This is a genomic window from Lapillicoccus sp. (assembly GCF_036559105.1).
Taxonomy (GTDB): Bacteria; Actinomycetota; Actinomycetes; order Actinomycetales; family Dermatophilaceae; genus Lapillicoccus.
This window is the reverse complement of sequence record NZ_DATBTV010000027.1, coordinates 60,943-76,097: the sequence shown is the minus strand read 5'-3', so window position 1 is coordinate 76,097 and position 15,155 is coordinate 60,943. Positions and strand designations below refer to the sequence as shown.

At 70.9% G+C, this 15,155-nt stretch carries 13 protein-coding genes and 1 riboswitch; of the genes, 9 read left to right on the top strand and 4 right to left on the bottom strand.

Translation table 11 applies throughout. The annotated features are described in order from the left end of the window. The first annotated feature begins 59 nt into the window (after window positions 1–59). From VIG79_RS03980 to VIG79_RS03960, 5 genes are read left to right on the top strand one after another with little or no spacing between them, the layout of a single operon-like run. Entirely contained in the window at window positions 60–1,631 is a 1,572-nt protein-coding gene (locus VIG79_RS03980) for an ABC transporter substrate-binding protein (protein ID WP_331882419.1), read from the top strand. Further along, window positions 1,628–2,599 (top strand): ABC transporter permease, encoded by a 972-nt coding sequence (locus VIG79_RS03975; protein WP_331882417.1) that lies wholly within the window; start codon window positions 1,628–1,630, stop codon window positions 2,597–2,599. The genes VIG79_RS03980 and VIG79_RS03975 overlap by 4 nt, the downstream gene beginning before the upstream one ends. Beyond that, window positions 2,596–3,483, top strand: coding sequence for an ABC transporter permease (locus VIG79_RS03970; protein WP_331882415.1), 888 nt, complete (start codon window positions 2,596–2,598; stop codon window positions 3,481–3,483). The genes VIG79_RS03975 and VIG79_RS03970 overlap by 4 nt, the downstream gene beginning before the upstream one ends. Continuing rightward, window positions 3,480–3,980 (top strand): GNAT family N-acetyltransferase, encoded by a 501-nt coding sequence (locus VIG79_RS03965; protein WP_331882413.1) that lies wholly within the window; start codon window positions 3,480–3,482, stop codon window positions 3,978–3,980. The genes VIG79_RS03970 and VIG79_RS03965 overlap by 4 nt, the downstream gene beginning before the upstream one ends. Then, window positions 3,962–5,602 carry an ABC transporter ATP-binding protein gene (locus VIG79_RS03960; protein WP_331882411.1) on the top strand — a complete coding sequence of 547 codons (1,641 nt, stop codon included), beginning with the start codon at window positions 3,962–3,964 and terminating at the stop codon, window positions 5,600–5,602. The genes VIG79_RS03965 and VIG79_RS03960 overlap by 19 nt, the downstream gene beginning before the upstream one ends. On the opposite strand, the gene VIG79_RS03955 is transcribed toward VIG79_RS03960, so the two are convergent. Then, on the bottom strand, window positions 5,599–6,525 hold the full coding sequence (locus VIG79_RS03955) for a S1C family serine protease (RefSeq protein WP_331882409.1): 927 nt from the start codon (window positions 6,523–6,525) through the stop codon (window positions 5,599–5,601). The genes VIG79_RS03960 and VIG79_RS03955 overlap by 4 nt on opposite strands. A gap of 370 nt (window positions 6,526–6,895) precedes the next feature. Continuing rightward, complete coding sequence (locus VIG79_RS03950; RefSeq protein WP_331882407.1) at window positions 6,896–9,538, bottom strand: DNA translocase FtsK; 2,643 nt, start codon at window positions 9,536–9,538, stop codon at window positions 6,896–6,898. A 147-nt stretch (window positions 9,539–9,685) separates the two neighbouring features. Further along, a riboswitch (SAM riboswitch) is annotated at window positions 9,686–9,798 on the top strand. A 39-nt stretch (window positions 9,799–9,837) separates the two neighbouring features. Between VIG79_RS03950 and VIG79_RS03945 the strand changes: the two genes are divergently transcribed. Beyond that, window positions 9,838–11,241 (top strand): aminotransferase class V-fold PLP-dependent enzyme, encoded by a 1,404-nt coding sequence (locus VIG79_RS03945; RefSeq protein ID WP_331882405.1) that lies wholly within the window; start codon window positions 9,838–9,840, stop codon window positions 11,239–11,241. A 183-nt stretch (window positions 11,242–11,424) separates the two neighbouring features. Continuing rightward, window positions 11,425–11,958 (top strand): hypothetical protein, encoded by a 534-nt coding sequence (locus tag VIG79_RS03940; protein WP_331882403.1) that lies wholly within the window; start codon window positions 11,425–11,427, stop codon window positions 11,956–11,958. Window positions 11,959–11,968: 10 nt separating this feature from the next. On the opposite strand, the gene VIG79_RS03935 is transcribed toward VIG79_RS03940, so the two are convergent. Together VIG79_RS03935 and VIG79_RS03930 are read right to left on the bottom strand one after the other, a co-directional pair. Then, window positions 11,969–12,373 carry a (R)-mandelonitrile lyase gene (locus VIG79_RS03935; RefSeq protein WP_331882401.1) on the bottom strand — a complete coding sequence of 135 codons (405 nt, stop codon included), beginning with the start codon at window positions 12,371–12,373 and terminating at the stop codon, window positions 11,969–11,971. Then, on the bottom strand, window positions 12,364–13,257 hold the full coding sequence (locus VIG79_RS03930) for a helix-turn-helix transcriptional regulator (protein WP_331882399.1): 894 nt from the start codon (window positions 13,255–13,257) through the stop codon (window positions 12,364–12,366). Before VIG79_RS03930 ends, VIG79_RS03935 begins: the two co-directional genes overlap by 10 nt. Window positions 13,258–13,413: 156 nt before the next feature. Between VIG79_RS03930 and VIG79_RS03925 the strand changes: the two genes are divergently transcribed. Both VIG79_RS03925 and VIG79_RS03920 read left to right on the top strand, forming a co-directional pair. Continuing rightward, complete coding sequence (locus tag VIG79_RS03925) at window positions 13,414–14,829, top strand: MFS transporter (protein WP_331882397.1); 1,416 nt, start codon at window positions 13,414–13,416, stop codon at window positions 14,827–14,829. After that, entirely contained in the window at window positions 14,826–15,152 is a 327-nt protein-coding gene (locus tag VIG79_RS03920; RefSeq protein WP_331882395.1) for a carboxymuconolactone decarboxylase family protein, read from the top strand. The genes VIG79_RS03925 and VIG79_RS03920 overlap by 4 nt, the downstream gene beginning before the upstream one ends. Window positions 15,153–15,155 lie beyond the last annotated feature (3 nt).

Below are 15,155 nucleotides of genomic sequence, written 5' to 3'. Positions count from 1 at the left end.
TCGAGCCGGGTTCTGAGTACTTTTGTGGCAACACCCCCGCCCCCCTGAGGAGTGCCCTCATGTCACCCCGTACCGCCGTGTACCGCCGTCGCTCCTCTCTGCTCGGGGTGATCGCGGGTGCCGCGACCCTGGTCCTCGTCGCCGGATGTAGCAGCGGCACGCCGTCGCCGTCCGAGACCACCGGTGGCGCCGGCGCACCGGGTGGCAACCTCGTCATCGGGATGACCTCCGACCCGAACACCCTGCTGCCCTGGAAGGCCACCCAGTTCCAGGCGGTCAACATCCTCCAGAACGTCTACGGCACGCTCACCGAGTTCGACAAGGACCTCAACGTCGTGCCGGGCCTCGCGCAGTCGTGGGACCCCTCGGCCGACGGCAAGACGGTCACCCTCAAGCTGCGGAGCGGCGTGACCTTCGCCGACGGCAGCGTGTTCGACTCGGCGGACGTCAAGTCGTCGATGGACAAGATCATGGACGAGAAGACCGCGGCCGTCGCCCGCACCTCGCTGGCCTCCGTGGCGTCCGTCGCCGCTCCTGACCCCACCACGGTGGTGCTCACCATGAAGAGCGCCGACGCCTCGTTGCCGGCCAACCTCGCCTCGGTCAACATGGCCATGCTCTCGTCGACCGACACCGACGAGACGCTCACCACCAAGCCCAACGGCACTGGCCCGTATGCGTTCAAGGCCCGCACGCCGAGCCAGTCGCTCACCCTGCAGAAGAACGCGTCCTACTGGGGCCCGAAGGCGACCCTCGACAGCGTCGAGTTCCGGGTCATCCCCGACGAGACGTCGATCGTGTCGGCATTGCAGTCCGGCAGCGTCCAGATGGCCGTCATCGACGACCCGCTCGTCGCCAAGACCGCCGAGGGCGGGACGCTCAAGGTGGCCAAGACGCCGCAGCTGAGCTACCACGCGCTGCAGCTCAACGCGCGCAAGGGCGACCTCACGGACGTCAACGTCCGGCTGGCCATCCAGTGCGCCATCGACCGCAAGCAGGTGCTCGACACCGCGGCTCTCGGTGAGGGCGAGGTCACCGGCCCGGTGACGTCACCGGCGTACAAGTCCGACCCGAGCTCGCGGCCCTGTCCCAACCGCGACCTGGCCAAGGCCGCCGACTACCTCGCCAAGGCGGGCAAGTCCTCGGTCACCATCAAGACCATCGTGTCGCAGGGCGAGTATGCGACGTCGGTCAACGAGGCCCAGAACCTCAAGGCGCAGCTGGCCGAGGCGAAGATCAACCTCGACCTGCAGGTCCTCGAGTCCGGCGCCTACGTCGACCGCTGGGTCGCCGCCGACTTCGACGCGGCCGTGGCCCTCAACGGCGGCCGACCCGACCCGGACGGCATGTACGGCCGCTACTTCACCAGTACGGGCAACCTCAACAAGGTGGCCGGGTACAGCTCGCCCGAGCTCGACGCGCTCTTCGCGCAGGGCAAGACCACCAGTGACACCGCGGCTCGCAAGCAGATCTACACGAAGATGTCCGACGCGCTCGAGGCCAACGCCGCGTGGATCTGGATGTTCACCAGCTACACCTACACGGTCACGACGCCGGGCGTTCAGGGCTTCGTACCGATGGTGAACGGCTCGCTGCAGTACCTGCGCACGACGACCGTCTCGACCTCGTGATCCGCACCGTCCTCGGCAACGGGGTGGTGCGGAGGGTCGGCGGGGCGTTGCTGACGCTGCTCGGTGTCGCGGTGGTCGTGTTCGTCATGCTCCGCGCCATCCCCGGCAACCAGATCACGGCCAACCTGGGCACGGAGGCCGCGGCCCTGACGCCGGCGCAGCAGGAGGCGCTCCGGTCGTACTACGGGCTGGACCAGCCGTTGGTGGTGCAGTTCTTCTCCTGGCTGGGCAACCTGCTCACGGGGAACCTCGGGTACTCGGCCCGCAACCAGACCAGCGTCCTCGAGCTCACGGCGAGCTCGCTCCCCGTCACGCTTGAGCTGGCCGTCCTGTCGATCGTGCTCGCGCTGGTGATCGGCGTGCCGCTGGGCATGCTCTCGGCATCCAAGCCGAACTCGGTCCGGGACGGCGCCGGCCAGGTGGTCGGGCTTGCGGGGCTCTCGATCCCCGCGTTCCTCCTGGGCTCGCTCCTGCTGTCCGTCTTCGCGTCGCGGTTCGGCTACAACCCCAACGGCCGCGCGTATGCGACGTTCTTCTCCAACCCGGCACTGAACCTCCAGCAGATGCTGATGCCGTCGTTCGTGCTGGCGTTCGGGATCGCCGCACCGATCATGCGAACCACCCGCACGGCTGTGCTGGAAGTGCGTTCCGAGGACTTCATCCGCACCGCCCGCGCCAAGGGTGTCCCGCCGAGACGGCTGCAGGTGCGGCACGTCCTGCGCAACGCACTCGTCCCGATCGTGACGATGACCGGCCTGCAGTTCGGCTACCTGCTGGGCGGTGCGGTCGTCGTCGAGCAGATCTTCTCGATCCCTGGCATCGGCCGGCAGGTCCTCCTCGGCATCCAGCAGAAGGAGTACGCGCTGGTCCAGAGCACGGTGCTCGTCATCGCTCTGGCGTTCGTCATCGTCAACCTGCTCACCGACCTCCTCTACCGCGCCATCGACCCGCGGGTGCGTGCCTCGTGAGCGACCTGGCGCAGGCTCCGCCGCTCGTCGCGGTCAGCGGCCGTCCGCCCAACCGGTGGCGCGCCCTGCTGCGCAGCCCCAGCGGGATGACCGGTCTGGTCATCGTCGTGCTTCTGCTCATCCTCTCGGTGGTGTCGCTGCTGGGGCTGCTCCCGTACGACCCCATTGCCCAGGACCCTCCGGCGCGGCTGCAGCCGCCGAGCGGCCAACACTGGTTCGGGACGGACCAGTTCGGGCGGGACGTGTTCTCCCGCGTGGCCGCCGGCGTGGCCAACTCGGCCCTGGTCGCCATCGTGGCGGTGACGTTCGCGACGGTGGTCGGGACGCTGGGCGGTCTGGTCGCCGGGTTCATCCGTGGTGTCCCCGACGTCGCCATCGGGGCGATGACCAACGTGCTCTTCGCGTTCCCGCCCCTGCTGCTCGCACTGACGCTCGCGTCGGTCTTCACCCGGAACTGGTTCACGGTGGCCGTGGCGATCGCCGTCGTCTACGTGCCCATCTTCGTACGCGTCACGCGGGGTCCGGTGCTCACCCTGCGCGAGGTGGAGTTCGTCAAGGCGGCGACGACGACCGGCCAGTCGCGGACCGGCACGATGTTCCGGCACGTCCTACCCAACATTGGCGCGATCATCATCGTTCAGGTCACCCTCTCGCTGTCATGGGCCGTTCTGACCGAGGCGTCGCTGAGCTTCCTCGGTCTCGGGACTCCGCCACCGGCCCCGTCGCTCGGCTCGATGGTCTACGACGCGCGGACCCTGGTGCAGGTGGCGCCCTGGACCATGCTGGCGCCCGGCGGCGTCATCGTCCTGCTGGTGGTCGGGCTCAACCTGCTCGGCGACGGGCTGCGCGACGTGCTCGACCCTCGGGGACGAGGCGTCCGATGACCGGCGTGGCGTTGCGTCACGCGGAGATCGACGACCTCGACGCGGTTGTCGCGGTGTTCCTCGGCTGCTGGCGCTCGACCTACGCCGGACGGCTGCCCGCCGCCCTCGTGACGTCGATGTCGGACGACGCGGCGCGCTCGCTCTGGTCGCACGCGTTGACGACGCCGGGCCGTCGGGTGGTGCTGGCGGAGGTCGACGAACAGGTATGCGGCGTCGTCGGGTTCGAGGCATCGGTCGACGACGGGTGGGTCCATTCGCTCTACGTCGCGCCCGAGGTTCAAGGCCACGGCGTCGGGTCGACGTTGCTGCGCCACGCGTCCGACCGGCTCCGCGAGGCCGGTGGTCAGAACGCATACCTCTGGGTGTTCGCCGACAACACACCCTCCATCTCCTTCTACGCGCGCCACGGCTGGACCCCTGACGGTGCCGAGCGGGTCGAGGAGCGGTTCGGGGCGAACGAGATTCGCCTGACGAAGTCATGGGAGGGGACGACGTGACGGCGGACGGGCCCATCCTCGCCATCGAGAACCTGACCGTGGTCTTCGGGACGACGGGCGGCGACCAGGCCGCCGTCCGGGACCTCTCCCTCACGGTTCCGACCGGGTCCACCGTGGCGCTGGTGGGCGAGTCCGGCTCGGGGAAGTCGACCACGGCGGCAGCGGTGAACCGGCTGCTGCCGGCCAACGGCCGGGTCACCGCGGGTCGGGTCCTGCTCGACGGCCGCGACCTGCTCACCATCAGCGAGCGGGAGATGCGGCGTGTCCGAGGGGTCGGGATAGGCCTGGTCCCCCAGGACCCGATGTCGAACCTCGACCCGCTGATGCGCATCGGCGACCAGGTCGCCGAGGCCCTGGAGGTCCACGACGTCGCGAAGGGCAAGGCGGCCTGGGCCCGGGCCCTCGAGCTCTTGGACCTCGTCGGCATCCCCGACCCCCAGGCCCGTGCAGCGCAGTACCCGCACGAGTTCTCCGGCGGGATGAGGCAGCGCGCCCTCATCGCCATGGGTCTGGCCTGCCGCCCGCGGCTGCTCGTCGCCGACGAGCCGACGTCGGCGCTCGACGTCACCGTGCAGCGCCGCATCCTCGACACCGTCGACGCCATCACCGAAGAGCTCGGCACCAGCGTCCTGCTCATCACCCACGACCTCGGTCTTGCGGCCGAGCGGGCCGACACGGTCGCCGTGATGTACCGCGGAGAGATCGTCGAGACCGGACCGGCCGCCCACATCCTCGCCGAGCCCGAACACGCCTACACCAAAAGGCTGCTCGCGGCCGCACCCAGCCTCAACACCGTTCGTGAGGTCCGGCGCACGCCGCAGGTCTTGGTCGCCCCCGAGTCCCTGGTGCGGTTCGAGGGCGTTAGCAAGCGGTTCGCGCTGCGACGTCGTGGGCGCGGCGCGGGCGACGACATCCTGGCCGTCGACGACGTGTCGTTCGGCATCCCGCGAGGTCAGACCGCAGCGATCGTCGGCGAGTCCGGGTCGGGGAAGTCGACCACCGCAAACCTGCTGCTAGGCCTGGAGATCCCGACGAGTGGGCGCATCCTCGTCGGAGGCCAGGATCTCGCGACGATGTCTCGGCGGGAGACGTTCGCGTTGCGGCGTCGTATCCAGCCGGTGTTCCAGAACCCGTATGCGTCGCTGGATCCGCGCTACACGGTCGAGCGCTCGGTCGCCGAGCCGTTGAAGGTCCATGGTGTCGCGACGCCGGGCGAGCGCCGCGAACGGGTACGCATGCTGCTCGACCAGGTCGCCCTCGACGCGGACCTGGCTACCCGGCTGCCCCACGAGCTCTCCGGTGGTCAACGCCAGCGCGTCGCGATCGCCCGGGCCCTCGCTCTGGAGCCCGACATCGTCGTCCTGGACGAGGCGGTGTCGGCGCTCGACGTCATCGTGCAGGCACAGATCCTCGACCTGCTCGCCGAGCTCCAGAGCCGCTTGGGTCTGACCTACCTGTTCATCAGCCACGACCTGGCCGTCGTGCGCCTGGTGTCGGACCAGGTGCACGTGATGCGGGCGGGCCGGATCGTCGAGTCCGGACCGCCGGAACAGATCTTCGACGCGCCACAGGACGCCTATACCGGTGAGCTGCTGGCCGCCATCCCCGGAGCCTCGCGCTAGCCCGTCAGCTCGCGAGGACGGAGGATGACGTCGACGAGCGCGCCGTTCCGCCAGACGGTGATCTCGATCCGCCGGTCGATGGCGTCCTCGACCATGAGCTTCTGGACGGCGGTCGCCGTGACGATGGTGGTGCCGTCGAGCTCGACCATGATGTCGCCGCTGTGGATGCCGGCCCGCTCCGCCGGGCTACCGTCGACGACCGAGGCCACCTGCATACCCGTCGGCGAACCGACCCTCTCGGCCACTCTCGGCGGCAGGGCGATGGTCTTCCCGGCGATCCCGAGCCAGGCCCGCCGGACCCGGCCCGTGGTCATCAGTGTCGAGACGATCTCCCGTGTCGTCGCGTTGATGGGGACCGCGAGCCCGAGGCCGACCCCCGCCACCGCCGTGTTGACGCCGACCATCCGGCCGTGGTGGTCGGCAAGGACCCCGCCGCTGTTGCCCGGGTTGAGGGCGGCGTCGGTCTGGATCACCTCGTCGACGACCCGGCCGGACGCCGTGGGAAGCGAACGGCCGAGTGCGGACACGATCCCGGCGGTGACGCTGCCGGCCAGGCCGAGTGGGTTGCCGAGCGCGACGACGAGCTGTCCGACGCGCAGGGTGGAGGCGTCGCCCTGTTCGACCGGTGGCGGAGTCTCACCGCGCGCGAGCAGGACCGCGAGGTCCGACAGGGTGTCCCGGCCGACCACGTCCGCGGTCGACGTCGTCCCGTCCGTGAAGGTGGCCTCCGCCGTGGTCGCCCCCGCGACGACGTGAGCGCTGGTCAGCAGGTACCCGTCGCGAGTGATGACGCTCGCGCTGCCCGCGCCGGCGCGACCTCGCGCCGTGCGTACCTCGAGGCTGGCTACCGACGGCAGCACCGTCTCCGCGACGGCCACGATGGTGCGCGAGTAGGCGTCGAGCGCCTCACGGTCGTCGGACATGCCCGCTCAACGCGCGAGGGCCACTGTCGCTTCCGGGGACGCGAGATGTTCGCCCACGGCGTGATCCGGTGGGGTCCTCGTCCGGTGAGGACGTCATGGGAGGACGCCTCTCAGTGGAGCAAAGTCAGCGTTGGAGCACCGATTTCGCTCCACTGAAGGGCCTACGCGGAGATCGTGGTCGGTCGTTGACAAGGCACCACGAACCTGATCAGACGGGCTGGAGCGCCCACAGAGCGCTGGCGGCTCGCGGGGCTGCCTCGCGCCCTCGGCTCTCCATGGAGCGACGTCGGCCTTTCGGCCACAGGCGTTGGGGCAACAACGTCCCTCCGCGAAGCGGGTCCGAGCGGGCATCGGCCAGCTGAGCGAACGATCAGCGTGTCCGGTCGCGGCCGGTCAGCTCCCAGGCGTCCTCGGACTCCCCCGGTTCGTCGGTGTCGACCCAGACGTCGGTCTCCTCGTCCGGCGCGCTCGCACCGAGCGACGGGCCGTCCAGCGGGATGTCGTCACCGCGCAGCAGCGCCAGCGTCGTGGGGAGGTCGTCGGCCTTGACCAGGACGTCGCGCGCCTTGGATCCCTCGGAGGGCCCGACGATCCCCCGCGACTCGAGCAGGTCCATCAGCCGCCCGGCCTTGGCGAACCCCACCCGCAGCTTGCGCTGCAACATCGACGTCGAGCCGAACTGCGTGGTCACCACCAGCTCGGTCGCCTGCAGCAGCAGGTCCAGGTCGTCACCGATGTCGTCGTCCACCTGCTTCTTCGGCGCCACGAGGATGACGTCCTCGCGGTAGTTCGGCTGGAGCTGCTTCGTGACGCTCTTGACGACCGCCATGACCTCGGACTCGGTCACCCACGCGCCCTGGACCCGGATCGCCTTGCTCGAGCCCATCGGCAGGAACAACGCGTCGCCCTGACCGACGAGCTTCTCGGCGCCCGGCTGGTCGAGGACGACTCGGGAGTCGGCCAGCGACGAGGTCGCGAACGCCATCCGGGAGGGCACGTTGGCCTTGATCAGACCGGTCACCACATCGACCGACGGACGCTGAGTCGCCAGGACCAGGTGGATCCCCGCGGCCCGCGCGAGCTGGGTGATCCGGACGATGGACTCCTCCACGTCGCGCGGCGCGACCATCATGAGGTCGGCCAGCTCGTCGACGATGACCAGGAGGTAGGGGTAGGGCTGGATGACCCGCTCGGAGCCCGGCAGCGGCTTGACCTTGCCCGACCGCACCGCCTTGTTGAAGTCGTCGACGTGCTTGAACCCGAAGGCGGCGAGGTCGTCGTACCGGGTGTCCATCTCCCGCACGACCCACGCCAGGGCCTCGGCCGCCTTCTTGGGGTTCGTGATGATCGGCGTGATGAGGTGCGGGATTCCCTCGTATGCGGTGAGCTCGACCCGCTTCGGGTCGACGAGGACCATGCGCACCTCCTCGGGGGTCGCCCGCATGAGGATCGAGGTGATCATCGAGTTGACGAACGACGACTTGCCCGCTCCGGTCGCGCCGGCGACGAGCAGGTGCGGCATCCGGGCGAGGTTCGCCACGACGTAGCCGCCCTCGACGTCCTTGCCCACCCCCATCACCATCGGGTGCTGGTTGCTGCGGGCCACCTGGCTGCGTAGCACGTCGCCGAGCGACACCGTCTCGCGGTCGGTGTTGGGGATCTCGATGCCGATCGCGGACTTGCCGGGGATCGGGCTGAGGATGCGCACGTCGGCAGAGGCGACCGCATACGCGATGTTCTTGGAGAGGGCGGTGACGCGCTCGACCTTGGTGGCCGGGCCGAGCTCGACCTCGTACCGCGTGACCGTCGGGCCGCGGGTGAACCCGGTGACCTGGGCGTCGATCTCGAACTGCTCGAACACGATCGAGAGGGCCTCGACGACCCGGTCGTTCGCGACGCTCCGGGTGCGGTGGGGCGCACCGGGCACGAGGAGGGCCTGGTCGGGCAGCGTGTAGGTGACGTCACCGGTCAGCGACAGCTGCTCGACCCGTGCGGGCAGCGTCGACGTGGGCGGCGGGACGAGCGCCTCCTTGGGCCCGAGTCCTGTCTGGGGGACGGTCTTCTCCGTCGGGCTCGCGGCCTCCGTGGGCGCCTCGTCCGGACCGGGCCGCTTCTCGCCAGGGCGCAGTCGACGTCCGCGGCCGGGGGCGACCACGGCGGCCTGTTCGAAAGCCTCATCTCCTTCGCGCTTCTCGAGCAGGTCGACCGCTCGGCGGCGAGACCGCGGCGTCGGGGTGTCCGCGGTCGTCGGATCAGCCGCGTCGTCGTCGGCGCCGTGGATCAGCCGGTTGCGCAGGTCGCGGACCCGCTGGGGGATCTGGCGGACCGGCGTACCCGTGACGACGAGCGCACCGAACAGAGCGAGGAGCACCAGCAACACGACCGCGCCCGGGCGGGACACCGCCGATGCCAGCGGGCTGGAGGCGAGGAACCCGATGATGCCGCCGGCGGCCCGCATGGGGTCGGCGCCGCCAGGCGGGTTCGGGATGCCGTCGGAGATGTGGGCGAGGCCGCAGGCGGCGAAGGTCAGCGCGACGGTGCCGACGACCAGGCGGTTCGTGACCCCGTCGTCCTTCGGCGCGCGCAGGAGGTAGAGGCCGAAGGCGAGCAGGACCAGCGGAACCGCATACCCGACTCGGCCCAGGGTCCCGGCGACGACGGCGTGGATGACATCGCCGACGACGCCCTGGACGCCCCACCACTCGCGGGCGGCCACCACCACAGCAAGGCCGATGAGAGCGAAGCCGACACCGTCGCGACGGTGCTCGGGCTCGAGGTCGCGCGCCGAGCTGCCGACCCGGCGGACCGCGCCGCCGGCCAGGTGCGAGACACCCATCCACGTACCGCGGATGGCTCGCAGCGGCAGGGGAAGCCCGCCGGAGCGGGCCCTGGAGGTGCGCCGGGCGGCCGGCTTGCGCGGCGCCGGGCGACCGCCGCGGCCCGTCGCCTGGCGCGACGTCGGCACGCGTCCGGTGGACGGGCGCGACGACGCGGAGGACGGACGGGCGGCCATGGTCGAACGGTACGCGAAAGTCACCTCAGACTCACGCGTCACACGCGCCCCACCACGCGTCGGTCGCAGCGCGCGGGTCCGCCCACGATCTCAGATCGCGGAAGCACCGTTCTCGTGGTGGACGGGCCTCGCTACCCTTCGGACCACGGTCATGAGTGCCAGCGCACAGCTCCGGCTTGCTGGCCAGCAACCCTCCTCCGCGGTGGGGTGCTCCGGATGACGACCCGGCCGCTGGCATACGCCGTCGGCAAGCGCGGACCTTGCTACCCGGCAGGTCCCTCAGACCTTCGGAGCCGATCATGTCTATCGCTCGTAGCGAGTACACGTACTGCGCGCCCACCATCCCCACCAAGCTGCGCGTCGTCCGCGACGGCGACGCGGTCCGCACCGCGGCGCCGGGCGAGCTGCCGGCGGTGGTCGGGGCGGGCCTTCGCGTGCCCACCCTGACCGGAGAGGTCGAGTACGCCAACCTCGACCACGCCGCGTCCACGCCGTCGCTGGTCAGCGTCAAGGCCGCCGTCGACACCGCCCTGCAGACGTACTCGTCCGTCCACCGGGGCAACGGGTATGCGAGCCGGGTCACCTCCGCGTGGTACGAGCAGGCTCGGGTCGAGGTCGGCCGGTTCGTCGGCGCGCGCGAGGACGACCTCGTCGTGTTCACCCGCAACACCACCGACTCGACCAACCTGCTGGCCCGCAGCCTCCCGCGGGGCACCGAGGTGTTCGTCTTCGAGACCGAGCACCACTCGACGCTGCTGCCCTGGCAGCAGGCCCGCGGCGTCCAGGTGACGACGCTCCCGGTGCCGTCGAGCATCGAGCATGCACTGGAGGACCTCGCCTCCGCGCTGGCCGCGTCGGTCGCGTCCCACCGGCTGGTCGTCGTCGCCGGCGCCTCGAACGTCACCGGTGAGCTGTGGCCGCTGGCCGATGTGGTGGCCGTGGCCCAGCGGCACCGCGCCCGCGTGCTCGTCGACGCGGCGCAGCTCGCGCCGCACCGGGCCATCGACCTCGCCGCCAGCGGCATCGACTACGTCGCCTTCTCCGGCCACAAGCTGTACGCGCCGTTCGGTGCCGGCGTGCTCGCCGGACGCCGTGACTGGCTCGACTCCAGTGCGCCCTATCTGCGCGGTGGCGGTGCGACGGCGCGCGTCTCGACCGACGGCGTCGCGTGGGCCACGGGCGCCGCTCGCCACGAGGGCGGCAGCCCCAACGTCATCGGCGCCATCGCCGTCGCGGCGGCATGCGCGTCGATCTCCGCGCACCGCGAGGCGATCGAGGCGCACGAAGCCTCGCTGGCCGAGCGACTTCGGTCCGGGCTGGACGTCATCCCGGGCGTCGACACCTGGTCGATCTTCGGCGACGACCACGACCGGGTCGCGGTGCTGGCGTTCACCATCGAGCGCTTCGACTCCTCGCTGGTCTCGGCGATCCTGTCGGCGGAGCACGGGATCGGCGTGCGCGACGGGAAGTTCTGCGCCCACATCCTCGTCGACGAGCTGCTGGAGGACCCGTGGGGCGACACCCCGGCGACGGCGGTCCGGGTCAGCCTCGGCCTCGCCAACACCGCCGAGCACGTCGACCGGCTGGTTGCCGCCGTGGCCGAGCTGGCCGCCAACGGTCCGGCCCGGCGCTACACCCGGACCGACGAGGGCTGGGTCGCCGACGGCGACGAGCGGGACCTGTCACTCCCCCTCCCCTGGTAGCCCCTTCCAGACGCGCGTTGTTGCCGGTTCGGCGCGCTCGGCGCGCCCGAAACCGTCAACAACGGGCGTCTGGAAGCCGGCAAGGTCTGACGTCGCGCTGACGTTGCTCGAACACGCGGGCTCCATCGTGGTGCTCAGCCGGTTCCACCGGTGATCTCAGTTCCACGACCTCAGGAGCAGCACATGTGGAGAAAGGCCACCATCGGCGGGCTCGCGGCCCTCGCGATCGTCGCCGGCGGGGCGGGCGTCGGCATCGCCCACGCCGCGCAGACCAGCACCGGCCCGACCGTCGCGACCGCGGACCCGACCGGGACCGCCACTCCCTCGCCCACCGCCACGGGCAAGCCCGCCAAGGCCGCAAAGGCCGCAAAGGCCGACAAGGGTGGCCGTGTGGCCGCCAAGCAGATCCTCGGGAAGGTCAAGGACTTCCAGCACGCCGAGTGGGTCACCAAGGGCGACAACAACACCTACGTGACCCACGAGGCGATCCTCGGCCAGGTCACCGCGGTGTCCTCGACGTCGGTGACCGTGACGTCGACCGACGGCACCTCGATGACCTTCGCGGTCACCGCCGACACCAAGGTCCACCAGCGTCAGGCCAAGGGCTCGACGACCACGCCGACCATCGCCGACGTCAAGACCGGACAGACCGTGCTCGTCGGCGGCGAGAAGTCGCCAGACCTGACCGCCAAGAACATCGTCGTCCGGGTCGCCTGACCCTCCCTGACTAGGCCCGGTGGGCCGCCGCGTACTCCTCGTCGCTCACCGGCTCCAGCCAGGTCGTCGAGGCGCCGTCGGCCGTCTCCTCGAGCATGGCCAGGTGGCTCATCATGTTGGTGAAGCTCGCACCGTGCCAGTGCTGCTCGCCGGGCGGGGTGTACACGGTGTCCCCGGGCCGCAGATGGACCACGGTGCCGTCGCGGCTCACCACGAGGCCGAGCCCGTCGGTGCAGTGCAGGGTCTGGCCGACCGCGTGCCAGTGCCAGTTGGTGTGGGCGCCGGGCGTGAACCGCACCAGGCTGACGATCATGCGCGACTCGCCGGTGCCCTGGTAGATCGGGTTCACGTAGACGGTGCCGGTGAAGTTCTCGCTCGGCGCCGTGGCCGTCGGGCTCACGGAGATCAGTTCCATTGGTGCTCCTCTGCAGCGACGGTCTCGGTGTCGACGTGCCGGTCGGTGGCCACCCAGCTGGCCAGCAGCGCGAGGGCGTCCTCGGTCGGCGAGCCCGGCTCGGCGGTGTATGCGGTCAGCGTCAGCCCCGGCTCACCGGGCAGCTCCAGCGCGTCGAAGGCCAGCTCGACGTCGCCGACCACGGGGTGGTGGAACCGCTTGGTGCCGGTGCGATGCCGCCGGACGTTGTGCGCCGCCCACCGGGTGCGGAACTCCTCGCTGCGCGTCGCCAGCTCCCCCACCAGGTCGGTCAGCTCGCGGTTGTAGGGGTCGCGTCCCGCCTCGGTGCGCAGCAGGGCGACCGAGGTGTTGGCCGCCTCGTTCCACTCGGGGTAGAAGTCCCGGGAGCGCTGGTCGAGGAAGTTGAACCGCGCGAGGTTGGCCGGACGCGCCGGATCCTCGAAGGCCGGCGAGTAGAGCGCCCTACCCAGCGGGTTGATGGCCAGGATGTCGAGACGGCCGTTCCGGACGAGCGCCGGAGCGGTACCCATCGAGTCGAGGATCCGCTGGACGCTCGGACGGACGCCGGGTGAGGTCCGGCGACGCGGCGACCGGCTCGCGGGTCGCGCGGCCCGCGCCAGGTCGTAGAGGTGGTCGCGCTCCGCGTCGTCGAGCCGCAGCGCCTGGGCCACGGCGTCGAGCACCGAGTCGGACACGCCGCCGATGTGGCCCTTCTCCAGCCGGGCGTACCACTCAGGACTCACCCCGGCGAGGACCGCGACCTCCTCCCGACGCAGTCCGGGCACCCGGCGTCGACCCCCGCCGGCGGGCAGCCCGACCTGCTCGGGCGTGATCTTGGCCCGCCTCGTCGCGAGGAACTCGCGAATGTCGCTCCGGTTGTCCACGTCCCTCACGCTACGGCTCCCGGTCGCCGGCAGAGGGGTCGAGCCAGTACCCCCATAACCCCGACCTCCCGCGCAGACGGGAAAGGCGGTTGTCTGGGTATGCGGCGCGACGAGCGATCCGCTCGAGACCCGGAGAAAGCCTAGGAGAACCCCCCGATGACCCTCCCGACCGCCGGGCCGGCACCGCAGACCGGTGACCAGTCTCGGTCGACGCCACTGACTTCGCCGGCCCTGGTCGCCGCGGTCCTCGGGTTCTTCGTGGTCACGCTCGACGCCGTCATCGTCAACGTCGCCCTGCCGTCGGTCCGCGCCGACCTGGGCGGCGGCGTCGCCGGCCTGCAGTGGGTGATGGACGGATACACGCTGACCTTCGCAGCCCTGCTGCTCACCGCCGGGTCACTCGGAGACCGGCTCGGTGCGCGGCGGGCGTTCGGGATCGGCATGACGGTCTTCGTCATCGCATCGGTCGCGTGCGGGCTGGCGCCGAGCCTCCCGTGGCTGGTCGCCGCCCGGGTCGCTCAGGGAGCGGCCGCGGCGATGATGATGCCCTCGTCGATGGCGCTGATCCGGCAGACCTTTCCCGAGCCGCGGCAGCGGGCTCGGGCGGTGGGCGTCTGGGCGATGGGTGGCGCGCTCGCCTCGACCTCCGCTCCGCTGCTCGGCGGTCTGCTCAGCACGGTCGGCTGGAGGTTGATCTTCCTGGTCAACGTGCCCGTCGGCGCGGTCGCCCTGGGAGCCCTGCTCCGGTCGGAGAGGTCGCCACGCCGGACGTCCCCCATCGACGTCGCGGGTCAGGTCACCGCCGTCCTCGCGATGGGCGGTCTCGCCTACGGCGCCATCGAGGCCGGAGCACTGGGCGTGACCGCGGCACCGGTCGTCGCCGCGTTCTTCGTCGCGGTCGTGGCGACGGCACTGTTCGTGGTCGTCGAACGGCGGGTCCACCATCCGATGGTCCCTCTGGAGCTGTTCCGGAACCGGCCCGTGTCGATCTCGCTCGCCGCCGGGTTCGCGTTCATGGTGGGCTACTACGGTCTGCCGTTCGTCGTGAGCCTGCTGCTGCAGCAGGAGCGCGGCTTCACGCCCCTGGCCACCGGTCTGGTGTTCCTCCCGATGATGGTCGCCGGCGCTGCGCTGACACCCTTCTCGGCCCGAGCGGCGGAGCGCTGGGGCCGCCGCGCCATGCTCGCCTCCGGCCTCGCGCTCATGGCGGTCGACCTCGTCGTGGTCGGCCTGGCCGCTCCGACTGCGCCGGCGTGGCTGCTCGGGCTCCTCATGGTGCCGTTGGGCGTCGGCGGTCCCCTGGTCAGCCCGACGGCCACCGCAGTCCTCCTCGATGCGGTACCCGGACGCTCGGTCGGGACCGCGAGCGGGGTGTTCAACACCAGCCGCCAGCTCGGCGGCGCCCTGGCGATTGCCGTGTTCGGGGGCCTGCTGGCCGTTCCGGGCTCCTTCGTCGCCGGCGCCCGCATCAGCCTCGTCCTCGGGGCGCTCGTGCTGGCCGCCGCGGCGATGACCAGCCTCCAACTCGCTCGAGACCGCCTACCACCAGCCGGACCTCAGGAGAGACCATGACCGACCACAGCGCACTCACACCCGCCCAGCAGATGCTCGGCGACTTCGCCCCCGCGCTCGTCCACTTCACCGACGACGTCCTGTTCGGAGAGGTGTGGCCGCGCACTGAGCTGACCCCCAGGGAGCGCAGCCTCGTGACGGTCGCCTCACTCACCACCAGTGGCGCCACGGCCCAGCTCGGCAGCCATCTGCGCCGCGCCCTCGACAACGGCGCGACAGAGGATGAGCTCAAGGAGGTCATCACCCATCTGGCCTTCTACGCCGGCTGGCCCAAGGCGATGTCGGCGATGACCGTCGCCAAAGAGACCTTCCAAGACCGCTGAATC

What these genes read in the sequence shown, in the direction of transcription:
- VIG79_RS03980 (WP_331882419.1), top strand. Translation starts at nt 60, where the DNA reads ATGTCACCCCGTACCGCCGTGTACCGCCGTCGCTCCTCTCTGCTCGGG.
- VIG79_RS03965 (WP_331882413.1), top strand. Translation starts at nt 3,480, where the DNA reads ATGACCGGCGTGGCGTTGCGTCACGCGGAGATCGACGACCTCGACGCG.
- VIG79_RS03960 (WP_331882411.1), top strand. Translation starts at nt 3,962, where the DNA reads ATGGGAGGGGACGACGTGACGGCGGACGGGCCCATCCTCGCCATCGAG.
- VIG79_RS03955 (WP_331882409.1), bottom strand. Translation starts at nt 6,525, where the DNA reads ATGTCCGACGACCGTGAGGCGCTCGACGCCTACTCGCGCACCATCGTG.
- VIG79_RS03950 (WP_331882407.1), bottom strand. Translation starts at nt 9,538, where the DNA reads ATGGCCGCCCGTCCGTCCTCCGCGTCGTCGCGCCCGTCCACCGGACGC.
- VIG79_RS03945 (WP_331882405.1), top strand. Translation starts at nt 9,838, where the DNA reads ATGTCTATCGCTCGTAGCGAGTACACGTACTGCGCGCCCACCATCCCC.
- VIG79_RS03940 (WP_331882403.1), top strand. Translation starts at nt 11,425, where the DNA reads ATGTGGAGAAAGGCCACCATCGGCGGGCTCGCGGCCCTCGCGATCGTC.
- VIG79_RS03935 (WP_331882401.1), bottom strand. Translation starts at nt 12,373, where the DNA reads ATGGAACTGATCTCCGTGAGCCCGACGGCCACGGCGCCGAGCGAGAAC.
- VIG79_RS03925 (WP_331882397.1), top strand. Translation starts at nt 13,414, where the DNA reads ATGACCCTCCCGACCGCCGGGCCGGCACCGCAGACCGGTGACCAGTCT.
- VIG79_RS03920 (WP_331882395.1), top strand. Translation starts at nt 14,826, where the DNA reads ATGACCGACCACAGCGCACTCACACCCGCCCAGCAGATGCTCGGCGAC.